Source organism: Streptococcus mitis (assembly GCF_003942865.1).
Lineage (GTDB): Bacteria > Bacillota > Bacilli > Lactobacillales > Streptococcaceae > Streptococcus > Streptococcus mitis_BI.
In genome coordinates, this window is the sequence record NZ_RJNZ01000002.1 from 178,961 (window position 1) to 201,133 (window position 22,173).

Below are 22,173 nucleotides of genomic sequence, written 5' to 3' on the forward strand. Positions count from 1 at the left end.
AAGAAAGAAGGTAAATCATGAAAATGATAGATATGGAGAAATTGAAACTCCTTAAAATAGGAGGAATCCTTATAGGAGTTGTGTTAGTTCTAGGATTCGTATTCTGGATTGGAGCAGCAACCTCAGCCCAAAATAAAGCTAAAAAGGAAGCTGAAACCACACAACAAGAAACCAAAGCAGAGGGAAGCGAACTAACGCAAGAATATGTGAAGGAATTTTTGACAGCTTACTTCAATAAGCAGGATCTTGGAGAAAATAGAAATCGCTATTTGCCGTATATGACAGAAGCTGCTTACAATCAGGAAGTGAACTCTGAAGAAGAACCATCAGTACAAACCTATAAGGGCTATGTAGTGGATACGCAGCTGAAGTCTTCTGCCATCTACATCGATCAAGAAAATAATGTTGTCTTAGCTCAAGTGAGATACACTCAGACACAGTTACAGAAGAAGTATGATTATACAAACGCCCAAACAAACGTAGGATCTTCAAGAACCATACGGATTCGCTTCAGCAAGCAAGATGGGAAATATCTGGTAAATCATATTGACCCCATTTTGATTGTGGACAGCTTGAACGCCAGCGAAAAGGCAAGTATTCCATCATTAAATAAACCAAGCACTAACCAAACACAAAGTACAGAAGGGAAAAAGGAACAATGACAAAATTAGAAACTTTGGAAAAACAAAAACAGAAAGCGGAAGACCGCTTAGCTGAGTATATGACTAAAGTCAAGAGGGAAGAAGAGAGACTGAAGGAGCTAGAAACTCAAATCATTCTGGCCAAACATGAGGAACGGTCAAACTACTTGGCCAAACATAATTTAACCTGGGCTGATATTGAAACAGCTCTTGCTGAAGGAAAATTGAAAGGAACTGAAAAAGATGTACCGTTTAACCAATCTGACACAAAACACGACCACAACGTATAAGAATCGAGACCTTGTGTATCAAGCTCTGGAGCGAGAAAATGCCAAGGTGAAACACCAGGAGGCAGAGGCTGTTTTACTGGTAGAGGAACTGGATAAAAAGAATGTAGTGATCTATCAAGAAGATATTTATTTGCCATTTGAGGGAATCGCAGATAGCCTCTTCCTGAAGCCTGGTTCGATGAAACATGAGGAGGTGGGGTCAAAAGAAGCAAAAACCTCTCTCTTTAAGCGTCAGGCTAAAACAAAACGTGGAGCACAGATTCCTGAAGAAAAAGCAGAAGTCCCTTCCTTGAAGCATGAAACTCCCAAACCTCCAACCTCTTCTAAACGCTCTTTTTGGGTGTATTTAGGAAGAGTTCTGGTGTTGTTTGGTCTAGTAGGAAGTCTGACACTTGCTGGCTTATCATTTACGCTAGTTTACCACCAAGAAAAGCAACTCTCGGCCGTATCCAAGGAACTTTCAAATCTAAAAAACATTCATTCAAAAACAGGGGAACTAGATGCCTTTTCCCGTTACTTTTTACCAGTCTATTACTCTGATAAAGGGAAGATGGATGATTTTGTAGCTCCTCAGTTAGTGCTAGACAGACAACCAGGGCAACTGCAATCAGTGATTTTGGAGTCTAGCTTAATGGTCGATGAAGCAACCTATCAACTGACCTATGTAGTGGCCGTGAAAGACGGGGAAAACAGAAGTCAGAAACGCTTGGTAGTTACTGTAAAGGAAGAACCTGCAGCACGTTATGGTTTCCAGGTTATTGCGAAGCCAGAACTATCCAATTATCCAAAATAAAGGAGGGCTTATATGGATCAGGAAAAAGTCAGTCATTCCCTGGCGTTAAAAGGAAAAGTAACTCTAGAGATGACAATACAAGCTCTATATGCCCTCGCAAAAGCCCACTATGACAAGAATCAACATAAGGTAGAGAATCGAACTTTTGAAGGGGAGACGCTATTCAATGACTTTATGGCTACCAAGTCTGAAAAAGACGTCGAGAAGTTATTAAATAGTGAAGTTCACTTGGCTAAGTTGAAGCATTACCTGGAGGAGTATAAGGTAGGTTTTACTTATCATCAAAAAGATGATACAACCTATCTCTTCTTTGAAACAAAAAATCGTCCCCTGGTAGAAAAGGCTCTCAAAGATATGTTGGCAGACATCACGAAAAGCCCAGAAAAATTGGAAGAGTTTGCGAAAAAGGTGCTGAAGAAACCACATGAAATGACTCCTGAAGATAAAATCAATTACTATAAGACAAATAAGGTCTACAAAGGAATGATGCCAGTTGTTACGAAGGAGATTGGGAAGGAGAAGACACGATGATTAGAAAACCTATATGGCCCTACCTGGTGGTGGGGCTATTTTCATTTGTTATTTTCCAGTCCTTTTACCATTACTACCAACTTTCGACTGCAGCAGTACCTTTCATGGGAATGTTGCGACTTCGTTGGTTGCTAGAACACTGGGAACGCTTCTCTTTTGGTGTTTTCTTTGATTCAGGAGCCTTATATGCAGGGTTGATTGGATTTGGTCTCCCAATGCTTGTCTATGCTTCTATGGATAAGAATTTATATCGTCAGGGAGAAGAACAAGGTAGTGCTCGTTTTGCGACTTTGAAGGAAATGCGACGTTTTGAAGACGTTGATTTTGAGAAGAATATGATTTTTTCAAAACAGGTCAAAATGGGGCTATTTAACTTTCGCTTAGCCTACAATGTGCAACTCAACAAAAATGTGATTGTTATTGGTCTTCCAGGAGACGGTAAAACCTTTACGTTTGTATTGCCGAATTTAATGCAGATGAACTCAAACTTTGTTGTGACGGATCCTAAAGGAAACCTGGTACACGAAGTTGGGAAGATGCTTGAGAAGGCAGGCTATGCTGTTAAAATCTTTGATTTGATCCGTCTCAAGAACTCAGATCGGTTTAATCCTTTTCATTACATGAAGTCTGAGCTAGATATTGATCGTATCTCTGAAGCGATTACTGAGGGAACGAAGAAGAGTGAGCATACTGGTGAAGACTTCTGGGTTCAAGCAGAGTTGATGCTGCAACGTGCATTGATTGGTTATCTCTATTTTGACTCTAAGGATCCTGAAACAGGAGTCCAGTTATACATGCCAAACTTGGGTCACGTTGCAGATCTATTAAGAAATATATATCGAGAGGATCCAGATGTCCCAAGTCCTGTTGAGCAGATGTTTGAAGAATTGAACGAACATCAGCCTAACAACTATGCCTACAAGCAGTGGAAACTATTTCAAAACTTTAAAGGCGAAACAAGAAATAGCGTGGTTGCCATTTTGTCTTCTCGCTATTCTATTTTTGATCATGAAGATGTACGAAACTTGATCAGTGAGGATACCATGGAAATGGATACCTGGAATACGAAAAAGACAGCTGTTTTTATTGCTATTCCTGAAACCAATAACGCCTTTAATTTTCTTTCCTCAATCTTGTTTGCGATTGGCTTTGAGGTTCTCACACATAAGGCTGATGATATCTTGCAAGGTAAAGTACCTGGCTACAGTAGAAAAAATCTTCGCCACATTCAGTTTATCTTCGATGAGTTTGCGCAAATTGGCCGTATTCCAAACTTCGCCCAGGTTCTATCTTCTATTCGTAGTCGTGAGATGTCTATTAAGATTATCATTCAAGCTGTCAATCAGCTAGAATCACTTTATAAAAGTGATTGGAAGACGATCTTTAATAACTGTGCCACTCACCTATTTTTAGGGACGAATGACAAGGATACGATGGAATACTATTCTACAAGGTCAGGTAAGCAGACGATACGCACCCGATCCACTTCAAAATCGCATAGTTATCGGAATGGATCATCAAGTGAAAATAAACAAATTCAAGGCCGTCCACTTTTAACTCCAGATGAAGTCGCAAGAATTGGGGTAGAAGAAGGATTGGTCTTTATTTCTAAACAAAATGTCTTCAGAGATAAAAAAGCAAGTGTCTATGATCATCCTAGAAAAGATGAGATTGCAAGTTCTCCTGAAGATACAGAAAACTGGTACGAATATACTCGAAAGGGAACAGACATCGATGGCTTGCTTTTATATGCCAACGATTTGACTCCGCAGCTAAAAGAGTTATTTGTGGCCTAACATATAGAAAGGACAGAAGGATGCAAACACCCAAAACACAATTAGGATACCTGGAGAGTATCTCACAAGTTTTAGCACTAAAGCCAGAAAATTTAGCTACAGAACGTTATGCTATTTGGCAGCTATTCAAACAGGCAGATGAGGAGACTTTCTATCAATTAGCTCCTCATCTTTTTGTAACAACAAATCAGGAAGATCCATTAGTAGTTAGTGAACTAGATGCAACTCCTGAAGGTTATCTTTTATTCAAGGAATTGGTCGAGGAGGAAACAGGATGGTTTTAACAAAAGCACAGGCAAAATCGCTGGATATTTTAGAAGTAGCTCGTAGCCTAGGAATGGAAATGAAGCGAAAGTCACACCGAGAGTATTACTGGGCTGAACATGACTCATTTAAGATCGATACGGTCAAGAATACCTGGCATTGGTATTCCCAAGACCTCTTTGGTGATACCATCAATCTCGTGCAACAAATGCAAAATGTCAGCTATAAAGATGCTATGGTATTCTTGGAGACAGGTTCCTTTCCTGAAGCAAAACCAGTAGAGGAAGAGCGAAAACCTTTCAACTATACACTAGCGCCTTACGAACAACCATTTGTGGAGGCGAGAGCCTATCTCAAGGAGATTAGAGGTCTCTCTGATGATACAATCGACTTCTTCCTTGAGAAGGGAGTATTAGCCCAAGCTAAACGTAAGGATAAAGAGGGCGTTATAGAAGACGTATTGGTTTTTAAATACTTGGATAGAAATCAGCAACTGGTAGGTGCGAGCCTTCAGGGACTTGTTCCTGATCAAGAACGTCATCCAGGTAAGGGCTACTTGAAACAAACCATGTATCAATCAGAGGTTATCAGTGGCTTAAACGTTTCTATAGGCTCTCCTGAGCGTTTAATTGTGACAGAGGCACCAATTGACCTTATGAGCTATTATGAGCTTCATAAGGGCGAATTAAACGATGTTCGACTGGTTGCGATGGAAGGATTGAAAGAGGGAGTATTAGCCCACTATGTTCTTGAAATTTTACAGGATCGAGGGGAGATTGCGATGGATGAAAGGGATTACACCAAGTCTAGCGAACTAACACGTACCTCGAGATTCCTATCTGTTGCAGCAGAAACCTCTACACTTTTCCAAGATCACAAATACGATGATCTCATCACGCTGGCAGTTGATCGTGATAAAGCAGGTACAGATTTTATCACCAAACTACGTGAGAAGAAAATCCCAGTTGTCGATGCAAGACCACCACAACGTGAAGGTCAGGAAAAGACAGACTGGAATGAGATTCTGAAGCGGGAAAAACAACTGGAGAAGACTGAGGAAATTCAATCATCAAGTCACTTTCCTGACACCAGCCACCTTTCTACAGAAGATGCAACATGGTTGAAGGAAAACTGGAATAATATAGGTTTTTCAGTAGAGCCTAGAAAACAAATGGTTATTGATTCGGACAAAACAGTGACCTATGAAAAACCTTCCAATCCTCTTGGAGGTGGTAGGGAGCCCAAAAAACAAATTCAGAGCACAGAAAAAGCTCCTGAGAGTTCTCAGGAGCAAATGAATGACAGGACCAGTGGTGGCACGGGTTCTTTACAGCCTAAAGCTGAAGGCAGTACCTCACCTGTACTTGAAACAAGTACCTTTGAGCAAACTGTTACCAGTCACCCGACATCATCCTATCCTTACCTACAGTTTAGCACAAATTATGATAAAGTGCAACGGAGAACAGCGAATTATCATCCGATTACACCAGCGGATTTAAGACGATTAAATCAATATGCGCCGTCTATCCAAAGTACAGCGTCCTGGTATTTAAATGAACTGGCTGACAGTAAAATCAGCTTTGTTTATGCGGATCATGGAGAGGAGAATGTGCTTCAGGTGACTTTTCAAAAGGATAATTTTATCCATCTTTCAGGGATCAGACCTTTTGAAGAGGGAAAGGGAGCAGCAAATTTCCTAGATGATATTGCAAATGGTCAGGGGCATTATGACGGTATGTTGATTAGTAATGCAATTAAGGATAAATTACAGGTTCTTCCTATGTTGCGTGATATTTTAGATCCACATTCTTTTGTTCTAGATGATTTGAGCAGTGTTGAAAAGCTTCACAATCTCAATATGAGTGAAGCTATTAAAGCAAAAGATGAAGATTTCTTACTACTGTTTAAAGATATTGGAGATGAAAAAATTCCAGCCTCTCTTATGAAACTCAAGGGAGAGCTTGCAACTAATGTTAAATCGTTGGATGAAAAGATCATTCTCGGTGTTTATAGAGATCGAGATGGTCACATCGAGCAACTTTCAATCAATGAAGAATATGTTAAAGACAATGGTGCAGAAATGCTGTCAGTTTTGAAGAATAAGCAGTTTGAAGAAGTTTCTAAAGAAATTGAACAAACAACGCTAGAGAACACACTGAATAGCCCCCTACTTGATTCGGCTACGTTTACTCAAGTCTTAGATACTGTCTATAATTTAGGTGTGCCAGGTGACATCTCAAAAACTCCAAAAGAATTTCATCAAACCTGGAATCAGTATCTTGACTATGCGAAGCAACACAATGATAAATTTGATCAGATTGTTGCTGCAGCTGGAGAAGATAATCTCCTGGATACAAATTCAGACTTTTATAAAGAGTGGAAACAAGATCATATCTATAAGGAGAACTACCATGTACGCCTTCAATGGGCTGAGGAGCGCCCCGATGGGCCTAAATTGCCCTTTAAAGAAACAGAGCTGATACCTTATCAAGATTTTGCTAGAGAGCTTTACAAGGCCAATCAGAGCTTCTATCAGCTATATCAGGAAGGGCTAAAACAAGTGACTGGTGGTCATCCAGAAGCCTACATCTCTCCAACTAAGATCCAGTTTAGTATCTACGCTCCTGATGGTGAACTGATTCAGGATAGCATCCGTTACAATATCGGTGAGGAGATTAACCCCATCGCTCACAAAGAAAGGCTTGGAACACGAGAAATGAGAGAGTACCCAGAATTGATGAAGATAGATGGGGCCATATTCACTCCGTATCATCTGGAGAGATTGGCGAGTGAGTTAGATATTTCTCAGTTCAGTTACGCTTTAGAAGATACTCTTTACGCAGATCAACTTCTATCCCAACTCCCATTTGGAGATTTGGAAAATAGTCCAATTGGATTTACAGATAGTAGTCATGATGCTCGTCTTGGATTTATCTCTTTTGATGGAATGGATAGTGTTGAGGTCGAAAATCTATCTGCTTGGTTTGATAAGTTGGGAGTCAAGGACTCACCTATGGATCAAGTAGCTCTTGTAGAAAAATGGCAAAAAGAAATCAAAAGTTTATCAGAAAAAGTTGAACAAACGATCGCCATAGTTCGAGAAGAATTTGAGAGATCACAAGAGGAAGAAATCAAACTAGAAGAACAAGGCTACAACAAGCAGGAGTTGGAACGTGATGCGGATGCTGACGGTGTTTCTGATGAGGAGGAGTTGCTTCAGGGAACGAATCCGTATGATTTTAGATCGAAGCCAGGTTCTAAACCAGAGGGCGAGGAGAGTCTACAAGCGGATGAAGTTGTTTTAGCAGCTGGTAGTCTTGCAGTCTCAGATTTTATTCAGAATAAAGATATGGCAGGATTAAGTCGTCATCTTAAAGAAGGAATTAAGGAGTTTCTGGACTCAGATAAGTACAAAGACTATCTGACGAAAATGAGCCAACTAAATAATTATTCTAATCGCAACTTACGCTTAATTCTTGCACAAAATCCTGAAGCAAAGCAAGTAGCTTCTTTCAAACAGTGGAAAGAAAACTTTGGTCGTCATGTAAAAAAAGGCGAGAAGGCTTTACGTATTTTTAAACCTATGACGAAAATCAAAAAGGATGAGAATAACCAACCAATATTGGATAAAAATGGGAAACCAGAAACAGTTACATTCTTTGGTTTAGTGCCAGTATTTGATGTTAGTCAGACAGAAGGAAAGGAGATGCCAAAAGCTGCAGAAGTTAAAGAGCAGCTGACTGATTTGGACTATGCAAATCTTTACCGTGCCCTGATGGCTATTGCGAAAGAAAATGATGTATCGGTTCGATTTGAAGAGATGGAAAATAATAAACATGGATATTACTCTGTCCCAGAAAATCAAATAGTTTTACGTAGTAATGAGATGAACAAGGCTCAAATTATTAAAACTTTCTTACATGAAATGGCTCATGCAGAGTTGCATCATGCAGACAATCCTCAGAAGGAAAATCTAACTAGAAGTACAGCTGAACTTCAGGCTGAAAGTGTCGCTTATGTTGTTTCTTCATACTATGGTATTGATACGTCAGAGTATTCCTTTAACTATCTATCTGGGTGGTCTGCTGACAAAGAGACACTTGCTGATTTAGAAGCACAGTTGGATATTGTCCAACAAGAAGCTAAAAGTTTAATGGTTCGTATGGATCAAGCATTGGAACAATTAAGGTTGAGTCAGGAGAAACAAACGAAGCGCAGTTTTGAACAAAAACTGGAGAAGTTTAAAGGTCAGACCCAGCAAGCTGTCGAAGAACACAAGCAGGAGTTGAAAGCAGATGCACAATCAAAAAAAGAGAAGGGTTTCTCGAAATGACCGAACGGGACACCCCAAATAAACCCAAGGTCAAATTAAAAACAAATCATCATCAAGGAGGACAACACTCATGACCAATGAACAAGAAGAACAACTGATTATCATCCTTTCAGACTTTATTCCAATCATGGATGGAGACAGAGTTGTAGGAGTATCGCCAAACGCTAAAGACTTGACTCGCCAACAAGTTCTGGAACAACTAGAGGAAGAACAGTCTCAACTACCTGAAGGAGATCCTGCTCTTTTGGAGTGGGAAGAAGAAAATATTGAGCTACTCAAGATGATTACAGATGAAGAATTTCAAGCTGTACTCACAGAAAAAATCTTACTGACTGAAATACAAATTGGGCAGTCTATTTTCCAGCCTCTAACTACTCAACAACTTTCTGTCCTAGCTGAAAAGTTACAAGGTCAGAAAGAAAAAAGTGTAGAAAATAGTGATAAGCAATCATCTATTTTCAAAAACATCTTCAGTTGGCTACGATAAAACGTTAGAAGTTGTACTCCAAAAGATATAGGAAAGGGGCTTGGGGATTTCCCCAAAACTGAGAAAATCAAGAAGGAAAACTACAAGGTTCTCCTTCTCTGATTTTTTTAAATTTCGCAAATGGATATCCATTTGCTACGCTTGCCACAAGGAAGTCAGGGGCTGATGCCTGGTCAGAAAATGCCAGAGACTTTGAGAGAAAGAGGATAAAAAATAATGCAGAAACGAGAAAATAGAAAACGCTATATACAAAAATTGATACGACTAACACCAGAGGAAGATCGTCAAATTAAAACGGTGATGGCCCAAATGGGAGTTCCATCTTTTCAATACTATGCGAAGAATCAACTGGTACAAGGGAAGGTGGTTCAAATTGATTTTTCCGAATTGAAAGACCTTCGAGTTGCTATCAATCGAGTGGGTACGAACATCAACCAAATTGCTAAACATGCCAATGAAAATCAAGGGGTTACGCCAGAGGAAGTGGCACAAGTCATTGACTATCTATCTAAGTTGAAAGAGATGGTGGCTGTCAAACTTTCTAGTGCGGAGAAGAAAAGTTTACAGGAACGAAAAGTGAAAACAATAAGGACGTATGACGAATGGTAGTAATCAAAACACCCAAACAAATTAAAACTCCTTCCAATTTAAAAATAGCTGTACGCTATATTCTGAATGAAGCGAAAACTCTTGTATCAGAAACTGCAGAAAGTGATCTTGATTTTCCTCTTGTCTATCATAATGGTGAGCTTCAAATGAAGCTAGTATCTGGAAATGGGATCTCTGATTTTAGTGTAGCAGACGAAGAAATGGTCATGACAAAATTAGCTGCAGCCTTTAAAAAAGGAGATGATGACTTGAAAGAATTATCTTCAGGAAAACAAGTATTGGCTCATCACATTATCCAGTCTTTTTCTCCAGATGATAACTTGACTCCTGAGCAGGTTCATGAAATTGGCCGTCAAACGATGTTAGAGTTGACAGGTGGAAATTATGAGTTTGTGATCGCAACCCACACGGATAAAGATCATCTTCATAACCATATCATACTTAATACCACCAATACCTCAACGCTCAAGAAATTTCGCTGGGAAAAGAAAACCTTGAAAAATTTGAGAGCCATTTCGGACAAACATGCGGCACGATATGGCGCTAAAATTATTGAGCCTACTATGAAAAATTCTTATACAAAGTATTCTGCTTGGCGGAGACAAAATAATTATCGGTTTGAAATCAAGGAACGTCTTGATTTTCTTCTGAAGCACTCTTTGTCGTTAGAAGATTTCAAACAAAAGGCAGCTGCGCTCAATCTTCAGATTGATTTCTCTGGAAAATTTGTGAAGTATAAATTGCTCGATCAGCCTCAACAAAGAAATGTCCGAGATGATACATTATCGAAGAAAGGACTCTATTCTCTTGAAAAAATAAAAGAGAGAATTTCTAAGAATCAGTTAGTTTTTGATGTGGAGGAATTGAAAGAACAATATCAAGAATCAAAAGAAAAAACGGCAAATGATTTTGAATTGAAATTGGAAGTGGAATCCTGGCAGGTCGAGCAAGAAAGCAAGCAAGGCATTTACGTGCAGATGGATATGGGAGCTTTAAATAGTGGTACAATTTTAATACCTTCTCATAAAGTTGATAAAAATGAGGATGGAAATTATACCATCTATATCAAAGAGAAAGACTATTTTTATTTTCTCAATCCTGATCAATCTCAAAAAAATAGGTACATGATGGGCTTGACTGTCGCAAGGCAATTGGCCAAACAAAACGGCGAAACACTCGTTACTAAAAACGCTCAAATTTCCTCTATGCGTGAACTGATTAAGGAATATAATTTCTTAGTTGAGCACGGCGTGACAGACGGAGCACAATTTCAACATTTGGAGGAGCGCTTTAATGAAAAGATAGAGGCTACCCAGGAGGAATTAAGACAGCTAGATGAACGACTTGGACGTTATCATAAAATTGAAGGAGCACTTTTAGCCATCCAGCAATCTCCAGAAAATAGTCTTGCAGCGGTACAACTATTGGATGATTTAGGAGTTCCAAAAGATATGGGACTGGAAGATGTCAGTCAACTGATTAAACAATTCCAAATTGAAAAAGGAGCCTTACAAGAGTTCTTTGACGACACTCTAAAACATTACACAGATTATAGAGATATTAAGGAGCACGTGCGTAGTCGTGAAGAGAAAGTTGACCGACGATTTGAGGATGAAAAAGTCTTGTAGAAGTTTCTGATGTTTTCAATCTAGTCATGATTTCAGTACAGAGAGAACAGTTCTCTTTACATTTGGAAAGAGAACCTTTTCTAGGAATTGCTGGTGAAAAGGAAGGAGAAACTTCATTGCGAAAATAATTATAAATATAATTATAAACATATTGACAAATATAATTATAATGGTATAATAGAAGTATAGAAAAACAGGAGGATATCAAATGAAGATTATCACATTTGCTGCTATTAAGGGCGGTGTTGGGAAAACAACTTTAACATTTAATTATGGGGAATGGCTGGCAAAGAAAGGGCATAAGGTTCTTTTGATTGATCTTGACCATCAGTGCAATTTAACCCAGTGCTATAATATTTACGAGAGCAAGAATACGATTGCTAATGCTTTTAAAGGTGGCGATGTGGATATTAAGCAAGTCAAGGAAAATATCAATCTAATTCCAGGTTCAGTTCAGCTTGACACGGTGGAACGAGATCTGGAGAACAGCGATAAGAAAAATATGCTACTTTATCTTTGGCTAGAGGATAACTACGAAAAGAAGAAGTTGGATCAGTTTGACTATATCTTGATTGATTGTAGACCAGACTTTGCAACAGCTACTAAAAATGCTGTTGCGGTCAGTCACGCTATTATTAGTCCCTTGACTCCTTCAGAGTTTGGTTATAATGCCAAATTCAATCTATCAACTCGGTTAGAAGCATTCAGAAAGGATGTAATTGACTATCGTACAAGGGAATCATACATTACTGCTGAGCTATATTTCTTAGCAAATATGATCCGACCGAACTATGGATCATCAAGAGAGTTACTGGAAGCTCTGGGACTTGAAGCTAAAGAGAAGGGAACAGACAACCTTCTAGGCATCGTACCAGCAAAAGAGTTATTCAATCATTCCACGATTGATAAGATCTCTATTGCAGATATGAAGGAGAATTCTGAGCTTTATCAAAAACACAAAAAGTTTTTCACTGAGCTGGAGCAGACTTTTTCAAAAATTTATGATACAATATAATTATATTTATAAACACAAATACAATTATAAATATAATTAGAAGGAGATTGTCATGGCATTCACACCAAAAGAAAAAGAGATTTCGCAGATTATCGAAGCAACCCATCAACCTGAGCAGATTTCAGATGTAGCCAGCTTTGAAAGTTTTGAACGTAAGAAACAATTTCAGTTTACTTTGAAACCAAGCAATCGGAAAAAATTGGATAAAATTGCTAAAGCAGCTGGAGCAAAGTCTGCATCAGATTATCTTGATAAACTAATCGAAAGTTTATCGTTATAAATATAATTATATTTATAATTAAACAACCTTCCCAATAAGGGAAGGCTTTTATTTTTGAAAGAGTCTTGCAGAAAGTTTGTGATGTTTTCAATCTAGCCATGATTTCAGTACAATAGAGAGTATGTTTAGATTTGATGAAAAAGAATTTGTCGCAGAACTAGATCGCAAACGTGAGCAGCAATTCCTGAAGCGAGTAAGAGATTATGACGAGCAGATTGCTCCCTCCATGAGACTGAGGGGATATAAGCGGATAGATAGTACAGAGAGGACAGTTGTTTTTACATTTGGAGAGGTGACCTTCTCTAGGAATCGCTGGCGAAAGGGAAAGAAAAGTTGTTATCCCGTAGATGAGTGGCTAGGTCTAGAAAAGTATATGCGTTATTCTCCTGAGTTGATTTTTCACATGGCAAAACACGCTTCTGTTTTATCCTACCGTGAAGTTTGTCGAACAGTTAAGATGGCTTATCGCCTGGAGATAACAAAGGACGCTGTTTTGAAGTCTGTAAAAATGGCAGGCAGACTCTTTTCAGATAGGGAACGCTATCGGCTTTTTAGAGGTGATGAGCAACCGAAAAAAATCCAGGCAGATAAAATCTACCTGGAGGGAGATGGTGTGCTCGTCAAGACAACATCAAGCAATGATGAACGACACAATACAGACTTAGCCCATTTCCTGATTCATACTGGAGCGAAGAAGGTTGGTAATAATCGGTATGTACTAGAGAATAAGCATGAGATTATCCATACAAGCCATGAACAAGCAAAGGAAGAATTGATAGACTATCTCTATAATCATTTTGAAATCACTGATCGAACTCTTCTTATCACTAACTCGGACAATGGTAAAGGATATTCTCGCAGAGTATTTCAAGAAATTAAGAAGGTCCTACGGATTAAACGTCATGAGCATTTCTGGGATGCCTATCATGTCAATGAAGAACTTAAACGATTCCTGAAGCCGTACCCGTCTACACTACTTGATCTTGCTTTTAAGGCCATCAAAAATCATCAGAAGAGCCTGCTTCAGACCGTACTAGATACAGTTGAATCTCTCATAGAAAGCCAGGAAGCTCTTGATAATTTTTACAATTTTCGTAAGAAATTATTAAGAAATTTCTGTGACACTAGGCCACCTAAACTTAGAGGATTGTCCTCACGTGGTATCGGGGTAATGGAGAGTCAGCACCGAAAGGTCACTTACCGCATGAAACATCGAGGGATGTATTGGTCCATCGAAGGGGCTTGTACTATGGCCAGAATGATACTCCTTGAACGAATTGATCAGCTATACAATCTATTTTTTGGATGTTGGAGACAAGAGTATGAAGAATTTAGGGATACGGGACTAGGTGCAGGATTTCGTATTAACCATAGGCCACACAAAGCTGTTATCAGAAAAAGAGGGCATAAATAATACAAAAAGGCAGACAAAAGCCTCTAAAAAAAGATTTTTTAGAGGTGTTTTTGTCATGTTTTTATACAAAATAGTTGCTTTTTTGCCTAATGTGTGTTACAATAATATAGTGAAGAAAAACGAAAAAGGTGTAGAAGTTGCTGCTTCTACACCACCGATTAAGACAAAAACACACTTTGCTTAATCAGTCAAACAATATTGTAGCATAAATAGTGCAATATAGTCAAGGGCTGGGGTAAAGTGAGAAACTTTTTCCAGTTTTTTTGTCTGAAAAATCTCGCTTTCTTATTGAGTTATAAGGATATTTAATTATTCCCAAAAATTTAGACACAAAGAAATCTTCCAATTCCCTTGCAAAAATGAAGAAAGTGTGATAACATAGTACAGTATGTGGTGCTAGCACATCCGCTATATTAGATCTAATAGGAGGAAAACACAAATGGCTAAAGTATGTTACTTTACAGGTCGTAAGACTGTATCAGGAAACAACCGTTCACACGCGATGAACCAAACAAAACGTGCCGTAAAACCAAACCTTCAAAAAGTTACTGTTCTTATCGATGGTAAACCTAAAAAAGTTTGGGCTTCAGCTCGTGCTTTGAAATCAGGTAAAGTTGAACGCGTTTAATAATAAAAGTAAGGAGACCTTAGGGTCTTTTTTCTTTTACTGTAGATATAAAATCATTTGAAAAATAGAGTAAATATCCGCTGATACAGTATTCTGCTTTTACACTTGGGCTGAAATATGATAAAATAGAGTATCAACTAGTTGAGGTAAAAAGGATGACTGTAAAAATTAATACAAAAGATGGTCAAATCGAACTAACAGATGAAGTGATTGCAACCGTCGTAGGTGGAGCAGCAACTGAGATTTTTGGTGTGGTCGGTATGGCTAGTAAAAATGCCCTCAAAGATAATTTCCAAGCCCTTCTAGGTAAGGAAAATTATTCCAAAGGTGTCGTCGTAAAGGCGGCCGAAGATGGCAGTATTGCAGTTGATGTATATACCGTGTTGAGCTACGGAACAAAGATTAGCGAAGTGTCAAAAAACATTCAAGAGCGTGTTCGTTTTAGTTTGGAAAACCAACTTGGAATTACTGCTCAGACTGTAAATGTCTACATTCAAAATATCAAAGTTGTAGGAGAATAACCGTGTCAAAAATTACTACTAGCTTATTTCAAGAAATGGTGCAGGCTGCGTCAACTCGCTTGAATAAGCAAGCTGAATATGTCAATTCATTAAACGTCTTTCCAGTTCCAGATGGAGATACTGGTACAAATATGGGAATGACCATTGAAAATGGTGCTAAGGAAGTTGCTGATAAGCCAGCTTCTACTGTTGGCGAGGTAGCGAGTATTCTTGCCAAAGGTCTTTTGATGGGTGCGCGTGGAAACTCAGGTGTTATTACGTCTCAGCTTTTCCGTGGATTTTCACAAGCCATCAAGGATAAAGACGAGTTAACAGGTCAAGACTTGGCCTTTGCCTTCCAATCAGGTGTGGAAGTTGCCTATAAGGCCGTTATGAAGCCAGTTGAAGGAACGATTTTGACAGTTTCTCGTGGTGCTGCTATCGGTGCTAAGAAAAAAGCTGAGCAAACAGATGACGCTGTTGAAGTCATGCGCGCAGCCTTGGAAGGTGCTAAAACAGCTCTAGCTAAAACACCAGACATGCTTCCAGTCTTGAAGGAAGTTGGCGTTGTGGATTCAGGTGGTCAAGGACTGGTCTTCATCTATGAAGGTTTCCTTTCAGCCCTTACTGGCGAATATATTGCATCTGAGGACTTTGTAGCGACTCCTGCTAATATGAGTGAAATGATCAATGCAGAACACCACAAGTCAGTAGCTGGTCACGTAGCGACTGAGGACATCACCTTTGGTTACTGTACTGAAATCATGGTAGCCCTTAAGCAAGGTCCAACCTATGCTAAAGATTTTGACTACGATGAATTCCGTAACTACTTGAATGAACTTGGGGATTCTCTCCTTGTTGTCAATGATGATGAAATTGTCAAAGTCCATGTCCATACAGAAGATCCAGGACTTGTTATGCAAGAAGGTCTCAAATATGGTAGCTTGGTCAAGGTAAAAGTTGACAATATGCGTAACCAACACGAAGCACAGGTTGAGAAAGAAGCTGCTCAAGTTAGCAAGCCAGCTGAAGAAAAAGAGTATGCTTTGATTGCTGTGGTGGCTGGTAAAGGTTTAGCAGATATCTTCCGTTCTCAAGGTGTAGATTATGTTATTGAAGGCGGTCAAACTATGAACCCTTCAACTGAAGACTTTATCAAGGCTGTTGAACAGGTCAATGCTCGTAACATTATCTTCCTACCAAACAACAAGAACATCTTCATGGCAGCTCAATCTGCAGCAGAAGTTTTGGAGCAACCAGCAGTAGTGGTAGAGACTCGTACTCTTCCTCAAGGTTTGACAAGTCTTCTTGCCTTTGATCCAAGCAAGTCAATTGAAGAAAATCAAGAGCGTATGACTGCAGCCCTTAGAGATGTCGTTAGCGGAAGCGTCACAACAGCCGTTCGTGATACAACCATTGATGGTTTAGAAATCCATGAAAACGATAATCTTGGTATGGTTGATGGGAAAATTCTTGTGTCAAACCCTGACATGCACCAAACCTTGACAGAAACATTGAAACATATGTTGGATGAAGATAGTGAAATCGTAACCTTCTATGTCGGTGAAGACGGAAGCGAAGAACTTGCCAATGAAATTGCTCAAGAAATCGCAGAAGAGTTCGAAGATGTTGAAGTCGAGATTCATCAAGGTCAACAACCTGTTTACCCATACCTATTTAGTGTGGAATAAAAATTTAATAGATTAAAAAGAAAGTTGATTTTGCAACTTTCTTTTTTTATGACATTTGTCATATCTCTTCATGACAGAAGCTTCTAGTGGCAGTAGATTCAAAGAATTATAATAGATGTATCAAATGGAGGAAGAAGAGATGAAAAATAAAATGATTATCGCAATGAGCTTAATAGCAGCAGGAGTCATGACTTATATCATGTTCTCAGGATTGGATGAAGGTTTCTATCATTTTCCTTGGGAGCTATTTGCAGGATTTGGAATGATGTCCTGGCTTATCCGAGAAGGTTTGAAATTAGTCTCAGATGTGAAAAAGGAGTTTGAAAAATGAAAAAAGCGTTTCTCTATCTTTTTATTGGACTATCACTAGTGGTATGGTTGGTAGAAATGTTTACAGGTTGGTTTGATCAAGCCTTCCTTCACCAATTCATACGTGGTGCCTGGGGACTAGGATTTATGATTTTTATCGCCTTTCCTATAGGGATGGAATGGCTGAAAGGAGAAAATCATGAACATGATTAAGGTACAAGGATTGCATAAAAGCATCAAGGGTAAAGCTATTTTGAAGGATATTTCCTTTGAGGTAGCTGAAGGTGAATGCGTCGCCTTGATTGGGCCAAATGGTGCTGGAAAGACAACACTCTTGGACTGTTTGCTCGGAGATAAATTGGTCTCCAGCGGTCAAGTATCCATCCAAGGCTTGCCAGTGACGAGCTCTAAGTTAGACTACACAAGATCCTACCTCCCTCAAGAAAATGTCATCGTTCAGAAATTAAAGGTAAAAGAGTTGATTGTTTTCTTTCAACGTATCTATCCAAATCCCTTGAGCGAGCAGGAAATTGATCAACTATTGCAGTTTGACCAGCAACAAAAAGAGCAATTTGCAGAAAAATTGTCAGGTGGGCAAAAGCGTCTTTTCTCTTTTGTCTTGACCTTGATTGGCCGACCAAAACTTGTCTTTTTAGATGAGCCTACATCGGCTATGGATACCTCAACTCGTCAACGTTTTTGGGAGATTGTCGATCAGTTAAAGAAAAATGGTGTGACCATTGTCTATTCTTCTCACTATATCGAAGAGGTAGAGCATACAGCGGACCGAATCTTGGTCTTGAATAAGGGAGAGTTGATTCGCGATACAACACCTCTAGCCATGCGCAGTGAGGAGATTGAAAAGCACTTTATCCTTCCTCTAGCATACAAGGAAGTCATTGAGCAGTCTAACTTGGTTGAAAACTGGTCACAAAAACAAGATGCTTTGCAAGTAGTTACACGTGAAGCGGATGCTTTTTGGCAACTGTTAGTGCAAGCAGGATGTAGGATTCAAGAAATTGAAGTCAATAATCGTAGCTTGTTGGATACAATCTTTGAAGAAACACAAAAGGGAGATGACTAAGATGAAACGATGGATCGCACTAAACAAGATAGAATTTCTATTGACCAAACGACAATTAGTCTATTATTTATTATCAGTAGGTATGCCGACAGCCTTCTATTTATTCTTTTCAGGCATGTACCAGGACACACCCGGTGGACCAGCTAATTTTATGCGTGATTACATCATCTCCATGACGGCTTTTTCCATGATGTCGACAGCCATGTTTTCATTTCCAGCTGTCTTACATACCGATAAAATCAACAACTGGCAGAAAACATTGCGCCATACTCCGGTAAATATGGTAGAATATTATCTATCAAAGATAACAAGTATGATGGTTGATTATATGGTCTCAATCCTGGTTGTTTTCTCAGTTGGGCACTTGGTTAGAGGTGTGGATATGCCTCTAGGAAGCTGGATTGGGGCTGCGTTCTTGCTGATAGTAGGAAGTGTTGCCTTTGTAGCGCTTGGATTGACCTTGACACTCTTACCTTCTAGTCAGCTGATGTCTGTCGTGGGCAATCTTCTCTATCTAGGCTTGGCTGTTTTAGGCGGACTCTGGATGCCCATCTCTTTATTTCCAGACTGGATGCAAGCAATCGGGAAGTGTCTACCAACTTATCAGTTGATGGAGTTGCTCAAGACCTTCTTAAACGAGGGTGGCATCAATTTATCAGCCACAGTTTATCTACTTGTTTTTTCAGCAATTTTGTTTGGTTTGACCATTTACCTTCAAGGTCATAAGGAGAATTCTTAATGCTTGAAAGACTGAAAAGCATACACTATATGTTTTGGGTCAGTTTAATTTTTATGATTTTCCCCATCCTACCTGTAGTGACTGGGTGGCTTTCTGTCTGGCATTTATTGATTGATATTCTATTTGTAGTGGCATATTTGGGTGTTTTAACAACTAAGAGCCAGCGCCTATCTTGGCTATATTGGGGTCTCATGCTGACTTATGTAGTTGGGAATACTGCCTTTGTTGCTGTTAATTATATCTGGTTCTTCTTTTTCCTTTCTAACCTCTTAAGTTATCATTTTGGCGTACGTAGTTTAAAGTCTTTACATGTCTGGACTTTTCTTCTTGCTCAAGTCCTTGTTGTGGGCCAACTGTTGATTTTTCAGAGAATCGAAGTTGAGTTTCTATTCTATCTACTTGTAATTCTTACTTTTGTCGATTTAATGACTTTTGGATTGGTTCGGATTCGGATTGTGGAGGATTTGAAAGAAGCGCAGGCTAAGCAAAATGCCCAGATAAATCTATTGCTTGCTGAAAATGAACGCAGTCGTATCGGTCAAGATTTGCATGATAGCTTGGGACATACCTTTGCTATGTTGAGTGTCAAGACAGATTTAGCCTTGCAGTTATTTCAGATGGAGGCTTATTCACAGGTGGAAAAGGAATTAAGAGAAATACAGCAAATTAGCAAAGAATCAATGCGTGAAGTGCGAACCATTGTGGAAAATCTTAAGTCTAGAACTTTGACATCCGAACTAGAGACTGTGAAAAAGATGTTAGAAATTGCTGGAATTGAGGTGGAAATAGCTAATCAACTAGATACAGCTAGCTTAACTCAGGAATTGGAGTCAACGGCTTCCATGATTTTGCTTGAATTGGTGACTAATATCATCAAACATGCCAAAGCTTCTAAAGTCTACTTAAAATTAGAACGGACAGAGAAAGAACTCATTCTAACAGTGGGAGATGATGGCTGTGGCTTTGTTTCTATAAAGGGGGATGACCTCCATACAGTTCGAGATCGTGTTCTTCCATTTTCGGGAGAAGTAGAGGTAATTAGTTGGAAACAACCGACAGAAGTTCAGGTTCGACTACCTTATAAGGAGAGAAACTAAGATGAAACTACTTGTTGCAGAAGATCAAAGTATGTTGCGAGATGCCATGTGCCAGTTGCTCACGCTTCAACCAGGTGTAGAGTCTGTCTTTCAAGCCAAGAATGGGCAAGAAGCAATCCAACTATTAGAAAAGGAGTCTGTAGATATCGCCATCCTTGACGTAGAAATGCCTGTTAAGACGGGCCTCGAAGTCTTGGAGTGGATACGAGCAGAAAATCTAGAAACAAAGGTGGTTGTAGTGACGACCTTCAAGCGTCCTGGGTATTTTGAACGTGCGGTCAAGGCTGGAGTAGATGCTTATGTATTAAAAGAAAGAAACATTGCAGACCTCATGCAAACCTTGCACACCGTCCTAGAGGGACGCAAGGAGTATTCGCCTGAATTGATGGAAGTGGTGATGACGCATCCCAATCCATTAACAGAGCAAGAAATCGCAGTTTTAAATGGAATTGCTCAGGGCTTCTCCAACCAAGAAATTGCAGACAAACTTTATCTATCAAACGGAACAGTCCGAAACTATGTCACCAATATTCTTTCAAAACTAGATGCAGGTAATCGAACAGAGGCAGCTAATATCGCGAAAGAATCTGGTTGGTTGTGATACTATCATATCTCGAAAACCATTATGTGCTAAAATTGATGGGATTGAATGGAACAATACTAACTTTAGGAGGGTGGGATTCCTCCTTTTTCTTTTTTGGGGGAGCACTACAAAAGAGCTAAAATTAACAATAAAAAAGAAAAAAATCTTGACAACCAAGGGAAAATTTTGTTACAATAATAAACGGTACTTTTTACTTTTGGTCTCTCAAGAGTGTACAGGGACGTGCTGACAAATGTTGCAAAAGTACACACAGATGATAGCTGTCACCAAGTGTATCATCACCAAAAATAAAAAAACACAGGAGAATGTAGATGCCTACAATTAACCAATTGGTTCGCAAACCGCGTAAATCAAAAGTAGAAAAATCTAAATCACCAGCTTTGAACGTTGGTTACAACAGTCATAAAAAAGTTCAAACAAACGTTTCTTCACCACAAAAACGTGGTGTTGCAACTCGTGTTGGAACAATGACACCTAAAAAACCTAACTCAGCCCTTCGTAAATTCGCTCGTGTACGTTTGAGCAACCTTATCGAAGTTACTGCCTATATCCCAGGTATCGGACACAACTTGCAAGAACACAGCGTGGTGCTTCTTCGCGGTGGACGTGTAAAAGACCTTCCAGGGGTACGTTACCATATCGTCCGTGGTGCACTTGATACTGCAGGTGTTAACGATCGTAAACAAGGCCGTTCTAAATACGGTACTAAACGTCCGAAAAAAGCATAAGGAAAGGGGATAAAGAGAAATGAGTCGTAAAAATAGAGCTCCAAAACGTGATGTATTGCCAGATCCGCTTTACAATTCACAACTAGTTACTCGTCTTATCAACCGCGTTATGCTTGACGGTAAACGTGGTACGGCTGCTTCAATCGTTTACGGTGCTTTTGAGCAAATCAAAGAAGCTACTGGTAACGATGCACTTGAAGTATTTGAAACAGCTATGGAAAACATCATGCCTGTACTTGAAGTACGTGCACGTCGTGTTGGTGGATCTAACTACCAAGTTCCAGTTGAAGTTCGTCCAGAACGTCGTACAACACTTGGACTTCGTTGGTTGGTAACAATCGCTCGCCTTCGTGGTGAACACACAATGCAAGACCGTCTTGCAAAAGAAATCATGGATGCTGCGAACAACACTGGTGCAGCAGTTAAGAAACGTGAAGACACTCACCGTATGGCTGAAGCTAACCGTGCCTTTGCACACTTCCGTTGGTAATATAGGATGCGAAAGCGTTAAGAAAGTCCCAGAGAAAATAGGGAATCGAAGCAGGTTGCGATTGCAACCAATGAGATTCATCTTTTTCTCCAGACTTTTAGCTTGAGCTCAACTAGGTCATGATGCTAGGAACGGTAAGGATGTAAGGTGAAAATAGGAAACTGACAATATAAGGAAGTTTATCTTTTTCACACAGCATTCCGTTCCAGCTCAAATCGGCTA

General features: G+C 39.4%; 25 protein-coding genes. All 25 read left to right on the plus strand.

The genetic code is table 11. The features are described 5' to 3' along the window. Positions 1–17 precede the first annotated feature (17 nt). The gene (locus tag D8845_RS02835) at positions 18–662 is read left to right on the plus strand and encodes a hypothetical protein (RefSeq protein WP_125452393.1); all 645 of its coding nucleotides are present in this window, start codon (positions 18–20) and stop codon (positions 660–662) included. Further along, positions 659–931 carry a type III restriction endonuclease gene (locus D8845_RS02840; RefSeq protein WP_125452394.1) on the plus strand — a complete coding sequence of 91 codons (273 nt, stop codon included), beginning with the start codon at positions 659–661 and terminating at the stop codon, positions 929–931. The genes D8845_RS02835 and D8845_RS02840 overlap by 4 nt, the downstream gene beginning before the upstream one ends. Beyond that, positions 885–1,724: a hypothetical protein gene (locus D8845_RS02845; protein WP_125452395.1), complete on the plus strand. Its 840-nt coding sequence runs from the start codon at positions 885–887 to the stop codon at positions 1,722–1,724. The genes D8845_RS02840 and D8845_RS02845 overlap by 47 nt, the downstream gene beginning before the upstream one ends. 12 nt (positions 1,725–1,736) lie before the next feature. Next, positions 1,737–2,255, plus strand: coding sequence for a hypothetical protein (locus D8845_RS02850; RefSeq protein ID WP_125452396.1), 519 nt, complete (start codon positions 1,737–1,739; stop codon positions 2,253–2,255). Next, positions 2,252–4,051 (plus strand): VirD4-like conjugal transfer protein, CD1115 family, encoded by a 1,800-nt coding sequence (locus D8845_RS02855; protein WP_125452397.1) that lies wholly within the window; start codon positions 2,252–2,254, stop codon positions 4,049–4,051. The genes D8845_RS02850 and D8845_RS02855 overlap by 4 nt, the downstream gene beginning before the upstream one ends. Positions 4,052–4,071: 20 nt before the next feature. Next, positions 4,072–4,335 (plus strand): hypothetical protein, encoded by a 264-nt coding sequence (locus tag D8845_RS02860; RefSeq protein WP_125452398.1) that lies wholly within the window; start codon positions 4,072–4,074, stop codon positions 4,333–4,335. After that, complete coding sequence (locus tag D8845_RS02865) at positions 4,326–8,648, plus strand: PBECR4 domain-containing protein (protein WP_125452399.1); 4,323 nt, start codon at positions 4,326–4,328, stop codon at positions 8,646–8,648. The genes D8845_RS02860 and D8845_RS02865 overlap by 10 nt, the downstream gene beginning before the upstream one ends. 70 nt (positions 8,649–8,718) lie before the next feature. Further along, on the plus strand, positions 8,719–9,135 hold the full coding sequence (locus D8845_RS02870; protein WP_125452400.1) for a hypothetical protein: 417 nt from the start codon (positions 8,719–8,721) through the stop codon (positions 9,133–9,135). A gap of 216 nt (positions 9,136–9,351) precedes the next feature. Next, a complete protein-coding gene (gene mobC / locus D8845_RS02875; RefSeq protein ID WP_185757347.1) occupies positions 9,352–9,744 on the plus strand; it encodes a plasmid mobilization relaxosome protein MobC in 393 nt (130 codons plus the stop codon). Further along, positions 9,738–11,372 carry a relaxase/mobilization nuclease domain-containing protein gene (locus D8845_RS02880; RefSeq protein WP_125452402.1) on the plus strand — a complete coding sequence of 545 codons (1,635 nt, stop codon included), beginning with the start codon at positions 9,738–9,740 and terminating at the stop codon, positions 11,370–11,372. The genes mobC and D8845_RS02880 overlap by 7 nt, the downstream gene beginning before the upstream one ends. A gap of 208 nt (positions 11,373–11,580) precedes the next feature. Beyond that, positions 11,581–12,387, plus strand: coding sequence for a ParA family protein (locus D8845_RS02885; protein ID WP_009729764.1), 807 nt, complete (start codon positions 11,581–11,583; stop codon positions 12,385–12,387). Between the two features lie 52 nt (positions 12,388–12,439). Continuing rightward, positions 12,440–12,667, plus strand: coding sequence for a hypothetical protein (locus tag D8845_RS02890; RefSeq protein ID WP_000896112.1), 228 nt, complete (start codon positions 12,440–12,442; stop codon positions 12,665–12,667). Between the two features lie 121 nt (positions 12,668–12,788). Then, positions 12,789–14,081 carry an ISLre2 family transposase gene (locus D8845_RS02895; protein WP_125452403.1) on the plus strand — a complete coding sequence of 431 codons (1,293 nt, stop codon included), beginning with the start codon at positions 12,789–12,791 and terminating at the stop codon, positions 14,079–14,081. A gap of 55 nt (positions 14,082–14,136) precedes the next feature. Further along, positions 14,137–14,265: a thiamine biosynthesis protein ThiS gene (locus tag D8845_RS02900; protein ID WP_125452404.1), complete on the plus strand. Its 129-nt coding sequence runs from the start codon at positions 14,137–14,139 to the stop codon at positions 14,263–14,265. 255 nt (positions 14,266–14,520) lie between these two features. Further along, positions 14,521–14,709, plus strand: a complete 189-nt coding sequence (rpmB, locus tag D8845_RS02905) for a 50S ribosomal protein L28 (protein WP_001140948.1) — start codon at positions 14,521–14,523, stop codon at positions 14,707–14,709. Positions 14,710–14,864: 155 nt separating this feature from the next. Then, positions 14,865–15,230, plus strand: coding sequence for an Asp23/Gls24 family envelope stress response protein (locus tag D8845_RS02910; RefSeq protein WP_000216437.1), 366 nt, complete (start codon positions 14,865–14,867; stop codon positions 15,228–15,230). A gap of 2 nt (positions 15,231–15,232) precedes the next feature. After that, positions 15,233–16,900 carry a DAK2 domain-containing protein gene (locus D8845_RS02915; protein WP_125452405.1) on the plus strand — a complete coding sequence of 556 codons (1,668 nt, stop codon included), beginning with the start codon at positions 15,233–15,235 and terminating at the stop codon, positions 16,898–16,900. Positions 16,901–17,024: 124 nt separating this feature from the next. Further along, the gene (locus tag D8845_RS02920) at positions 17,025–17,231 is read left to right on the plus strand and encodes a hypothetical protein (protein ID WP_185757353.1); all 207 of its coding nucleotides are present in this window, start codon (positions 17,025–17,027) and stop codon (positions 17,229–17,231) included. Next, the gene (locus tag D8845_RS02925) at positions 17,228–17,422 is read left to right on the plus strand and encodes a hypothetical protein (protein WP_125452407.1); all 195 of its coding nucleotides are present in this window, start codon (positions 17,228–17,230) and stop codon (positions 17,420–17,422) included. The genes D8845_RS02920 and D8845_RS02925 overlap by 4 nt, the downstream gene beginning before the upstream one ends. Further along, on the plus strand, positions 17,409–18,293 hold the full coding sequence (locus tag D8845_RS02930; protein ID WP_125452408.1) for an ABC transporter ATP-binding protein: 885 nt from the start codon (positions 17,409–17,411) through the stop codon (positions 18,291–18,293). The genes D8845_RS02925 and D8845_RS02930 overlap by 14 nt, the downstream gene beginning before the upstream one ends. Before the next feature lies 1 nt (position 18,294). Further along, a complete protein-coding gene (locus D8845_RS02935; RefSeq protein ID WP_125452409.1) occupies positions 18,295–19,032 on the plus strand; it encodes an ABC transporter permease in 738 nt (245 codons plus the stop codon). Next, positions 19,032–20,129, plus strand: a complete 1,098-nt coding sequence (locus D8845_RS02940) for a sensor histidine kinase (RefSeq protein WP_125452410.1) — start codon at positions 19,032–19,034, stop codon at positions 20,127–20,129. Before D8845_RS02935 ends, D8845_RS02940 begins: the two co-directional genes overlap by 1 nt. Position 20,130: 1 nt before the next feature. Beyond that, positions 20,131–20,730: a response regulator transcription factor gene (locus D8845_RS02945; protein ID WP_125452411.1), complete on the plus strand. Its 600-nt coding sequence runs from the start codon at positions 20,131–20,133 to the stop codon at positions 20,728–20,730. Positions 20,731–21,044: 314 nt separating this feature from the next. Beyond that, on the plus strand, positions 21,045–21,461 hold the full coding sequence (gene rpsL / locus D8845_RS02955; protein ID WP_001142333.1) for a 30S ribosomal protein S12: 417 nt from the start codon (positions 21,045–21,047) through the stop codon (positions 21,459–21,461). A gap of 19 nt (positions 21,462–21,480) precedes the next feature. Beyond that, positions 21,481–21,951 carry a 30S ribosomal protein S7 gene (gene rpsG, locus D8845_RS02960; protein WP_000087874.1) on the plus strand — a complete coding sequence of 157 codons (471 nt, stop codon included), beginning with the start codon at positions 21,481–21,483 and terminating at the stop codon, positions 21,949–21,951. Positions 21,952–22,173 lie beyond the last annotated feature (222 nt).

Coding starts and splice junctions, on each gene's coding strand:
- D8845_RS02840 (WP_125452394.1), top strand. CDS start 659: ATGACAAAATTAGAAACTTTGGAAAAACAAAAACAGAAAGCGGAAGAC.
- D8845_RS02865 (WP_125452399.1), top strand. CDS start 4,326: ATGGTTTTAACAAAAGCACAGGCAAAATCGCTGGATATTTTAGAAGTA.
- rpsL (WP_001142333.1), top strand. CDS start 21,045: ATGCCTACAATTAACCAATTGGTTCGCAAACCGCGTAAATCAAAAGTA.
- D8845_RS02920 (WP_185757353.1), top strand. CDS start 17,025: ATGGAGGAAGAAGAGATGAAAAATAAAATGATTATCGCAATGAGCTTA.
- D8845_RS02860 (WP_125452398.1), top strand. CDS start 4,072: ATGCAAACACCCAAAACACAATTAGGATACCTGGAGAGTATCTCACAA.
- D8845_RS02885 (WP_009729764.1), top strand. CDS start 11,581: ATGAAGATTATCACATTTGCTGCTATTAAGGGCGGTGTTGGGAAAACA.
- D8845_RS02935 (WP_125452409.1), top strand. CDS start 18,295: ATGAAACGATGGATCGCACTAAACAAGATAGAATTTCTATTGACCAAA.
- D8845_RS02910 (WP_000216437.1), top strand. CDS start 14,865: ATGACTGTAAAAATTAATACAAAAGATGGTCAAATCGAACTAACAGAT.
- D8845_RS02855 (WP_125452397.1), top strand. CDS start 2,252: ATGATTAGAAAACCTATATGGCCCTACCTGGTGGTGGGGCTATTTTCA.
- rpmB (WP_001140948.1), top strand. CDS start 14,521: ATGGCTAAAGTATGTTACTTTACAGGTCGTAAGACTGTATCAGGAAAC.
- D8845_RS02930 (WP_125452408.1), top strand. CDS start 17,409: ATGAACATGATTAAGGTACAAGGATTGCATAAAAGCATCAAGGGTAAA.
- rpsG (WP_000087874.1), top strand. CDS start 21,481: ATGAGTCGTAAAAATAGAGCTCCAAAACGTGATGTATTGCCAGATCCG.
- mobC (WP_185757347.1), top strand. CDS start 9,352: ATGCAGAAACGAGAAAATAGAAAACGCTATATACAAAAATTGATACGA.
- D8845_RS02925 (WP_125452407.1), top strand. CDS start 17,228: ATGAAAAAAGCGTTTCTCTATCTTTTTATTGGACTATCACTAGTGGTA.
- D8845_RS02850 (WP_125452396.1), top strand. CDS start 1,737: ATGGATCAGGAAAAAGTCAGTCATTCCCTGGCGTTAAAAGGAAAAGTA.
- D8845_RS02870 (WP_125452400.1), top strand. CDS start 8,719: ATGACCAATGAACAAGAAGAACAACTGATTATCATCCTTTCAGACTTT.
- D8845_RS02835 (WP_125452393.1), top strand. CDS start 18: ATGAAAATGATAGATATGGAGAAATTGAAACTCCTTAAAATAGGAGGA.
- D8845_RS02940 (WP_125452410.1), top strand. CDS start 19,032: ATGCTTGAAAGACTGAAAAGCATACACTATATGTTTTGGGTCAGTTTA.
- D8845_RS02880 (WP_125452402.1), top strand. CDS start 9,738: ATGGTAGTAATCAAAACACCCAAACAAATTAAAACTCCTTCCAATTTA.
- D8845_RS02845 (WP_125452395.1), top strand. CDS start 885: ATGTACCGTTTAACCAATCTGACACAAAACACGACCACAACGTATAAG.
- D8845_RS02900 (WP_125452404.1), top strand. CDS start 14,137: ATGTTTTTATACAAAATAGTTGCTTTTTTGCCTAATGTGTGTTACAAT.
- D8845_RS02945 (WP_125452411.1), top strand. CDS start 20,131: ATGAAACTACTTGTTGCAGAAGATCAAAGTATGTTGCGAGATGCCATG.
- D8845_RS02895 (WP_125452403.1), top strand. CDS start 12,789: ATGTTTAGATTTGATGAAAAAGAATTTGTCGCAGAACTAGATCGCAAA.
- D8845_RS02890 (WP_000896112.1), top strand. CDS start 12,440: ATGGCATTCACACCAAAAGAAAAAGAGATTTCGCAGATTATCGAAGCA.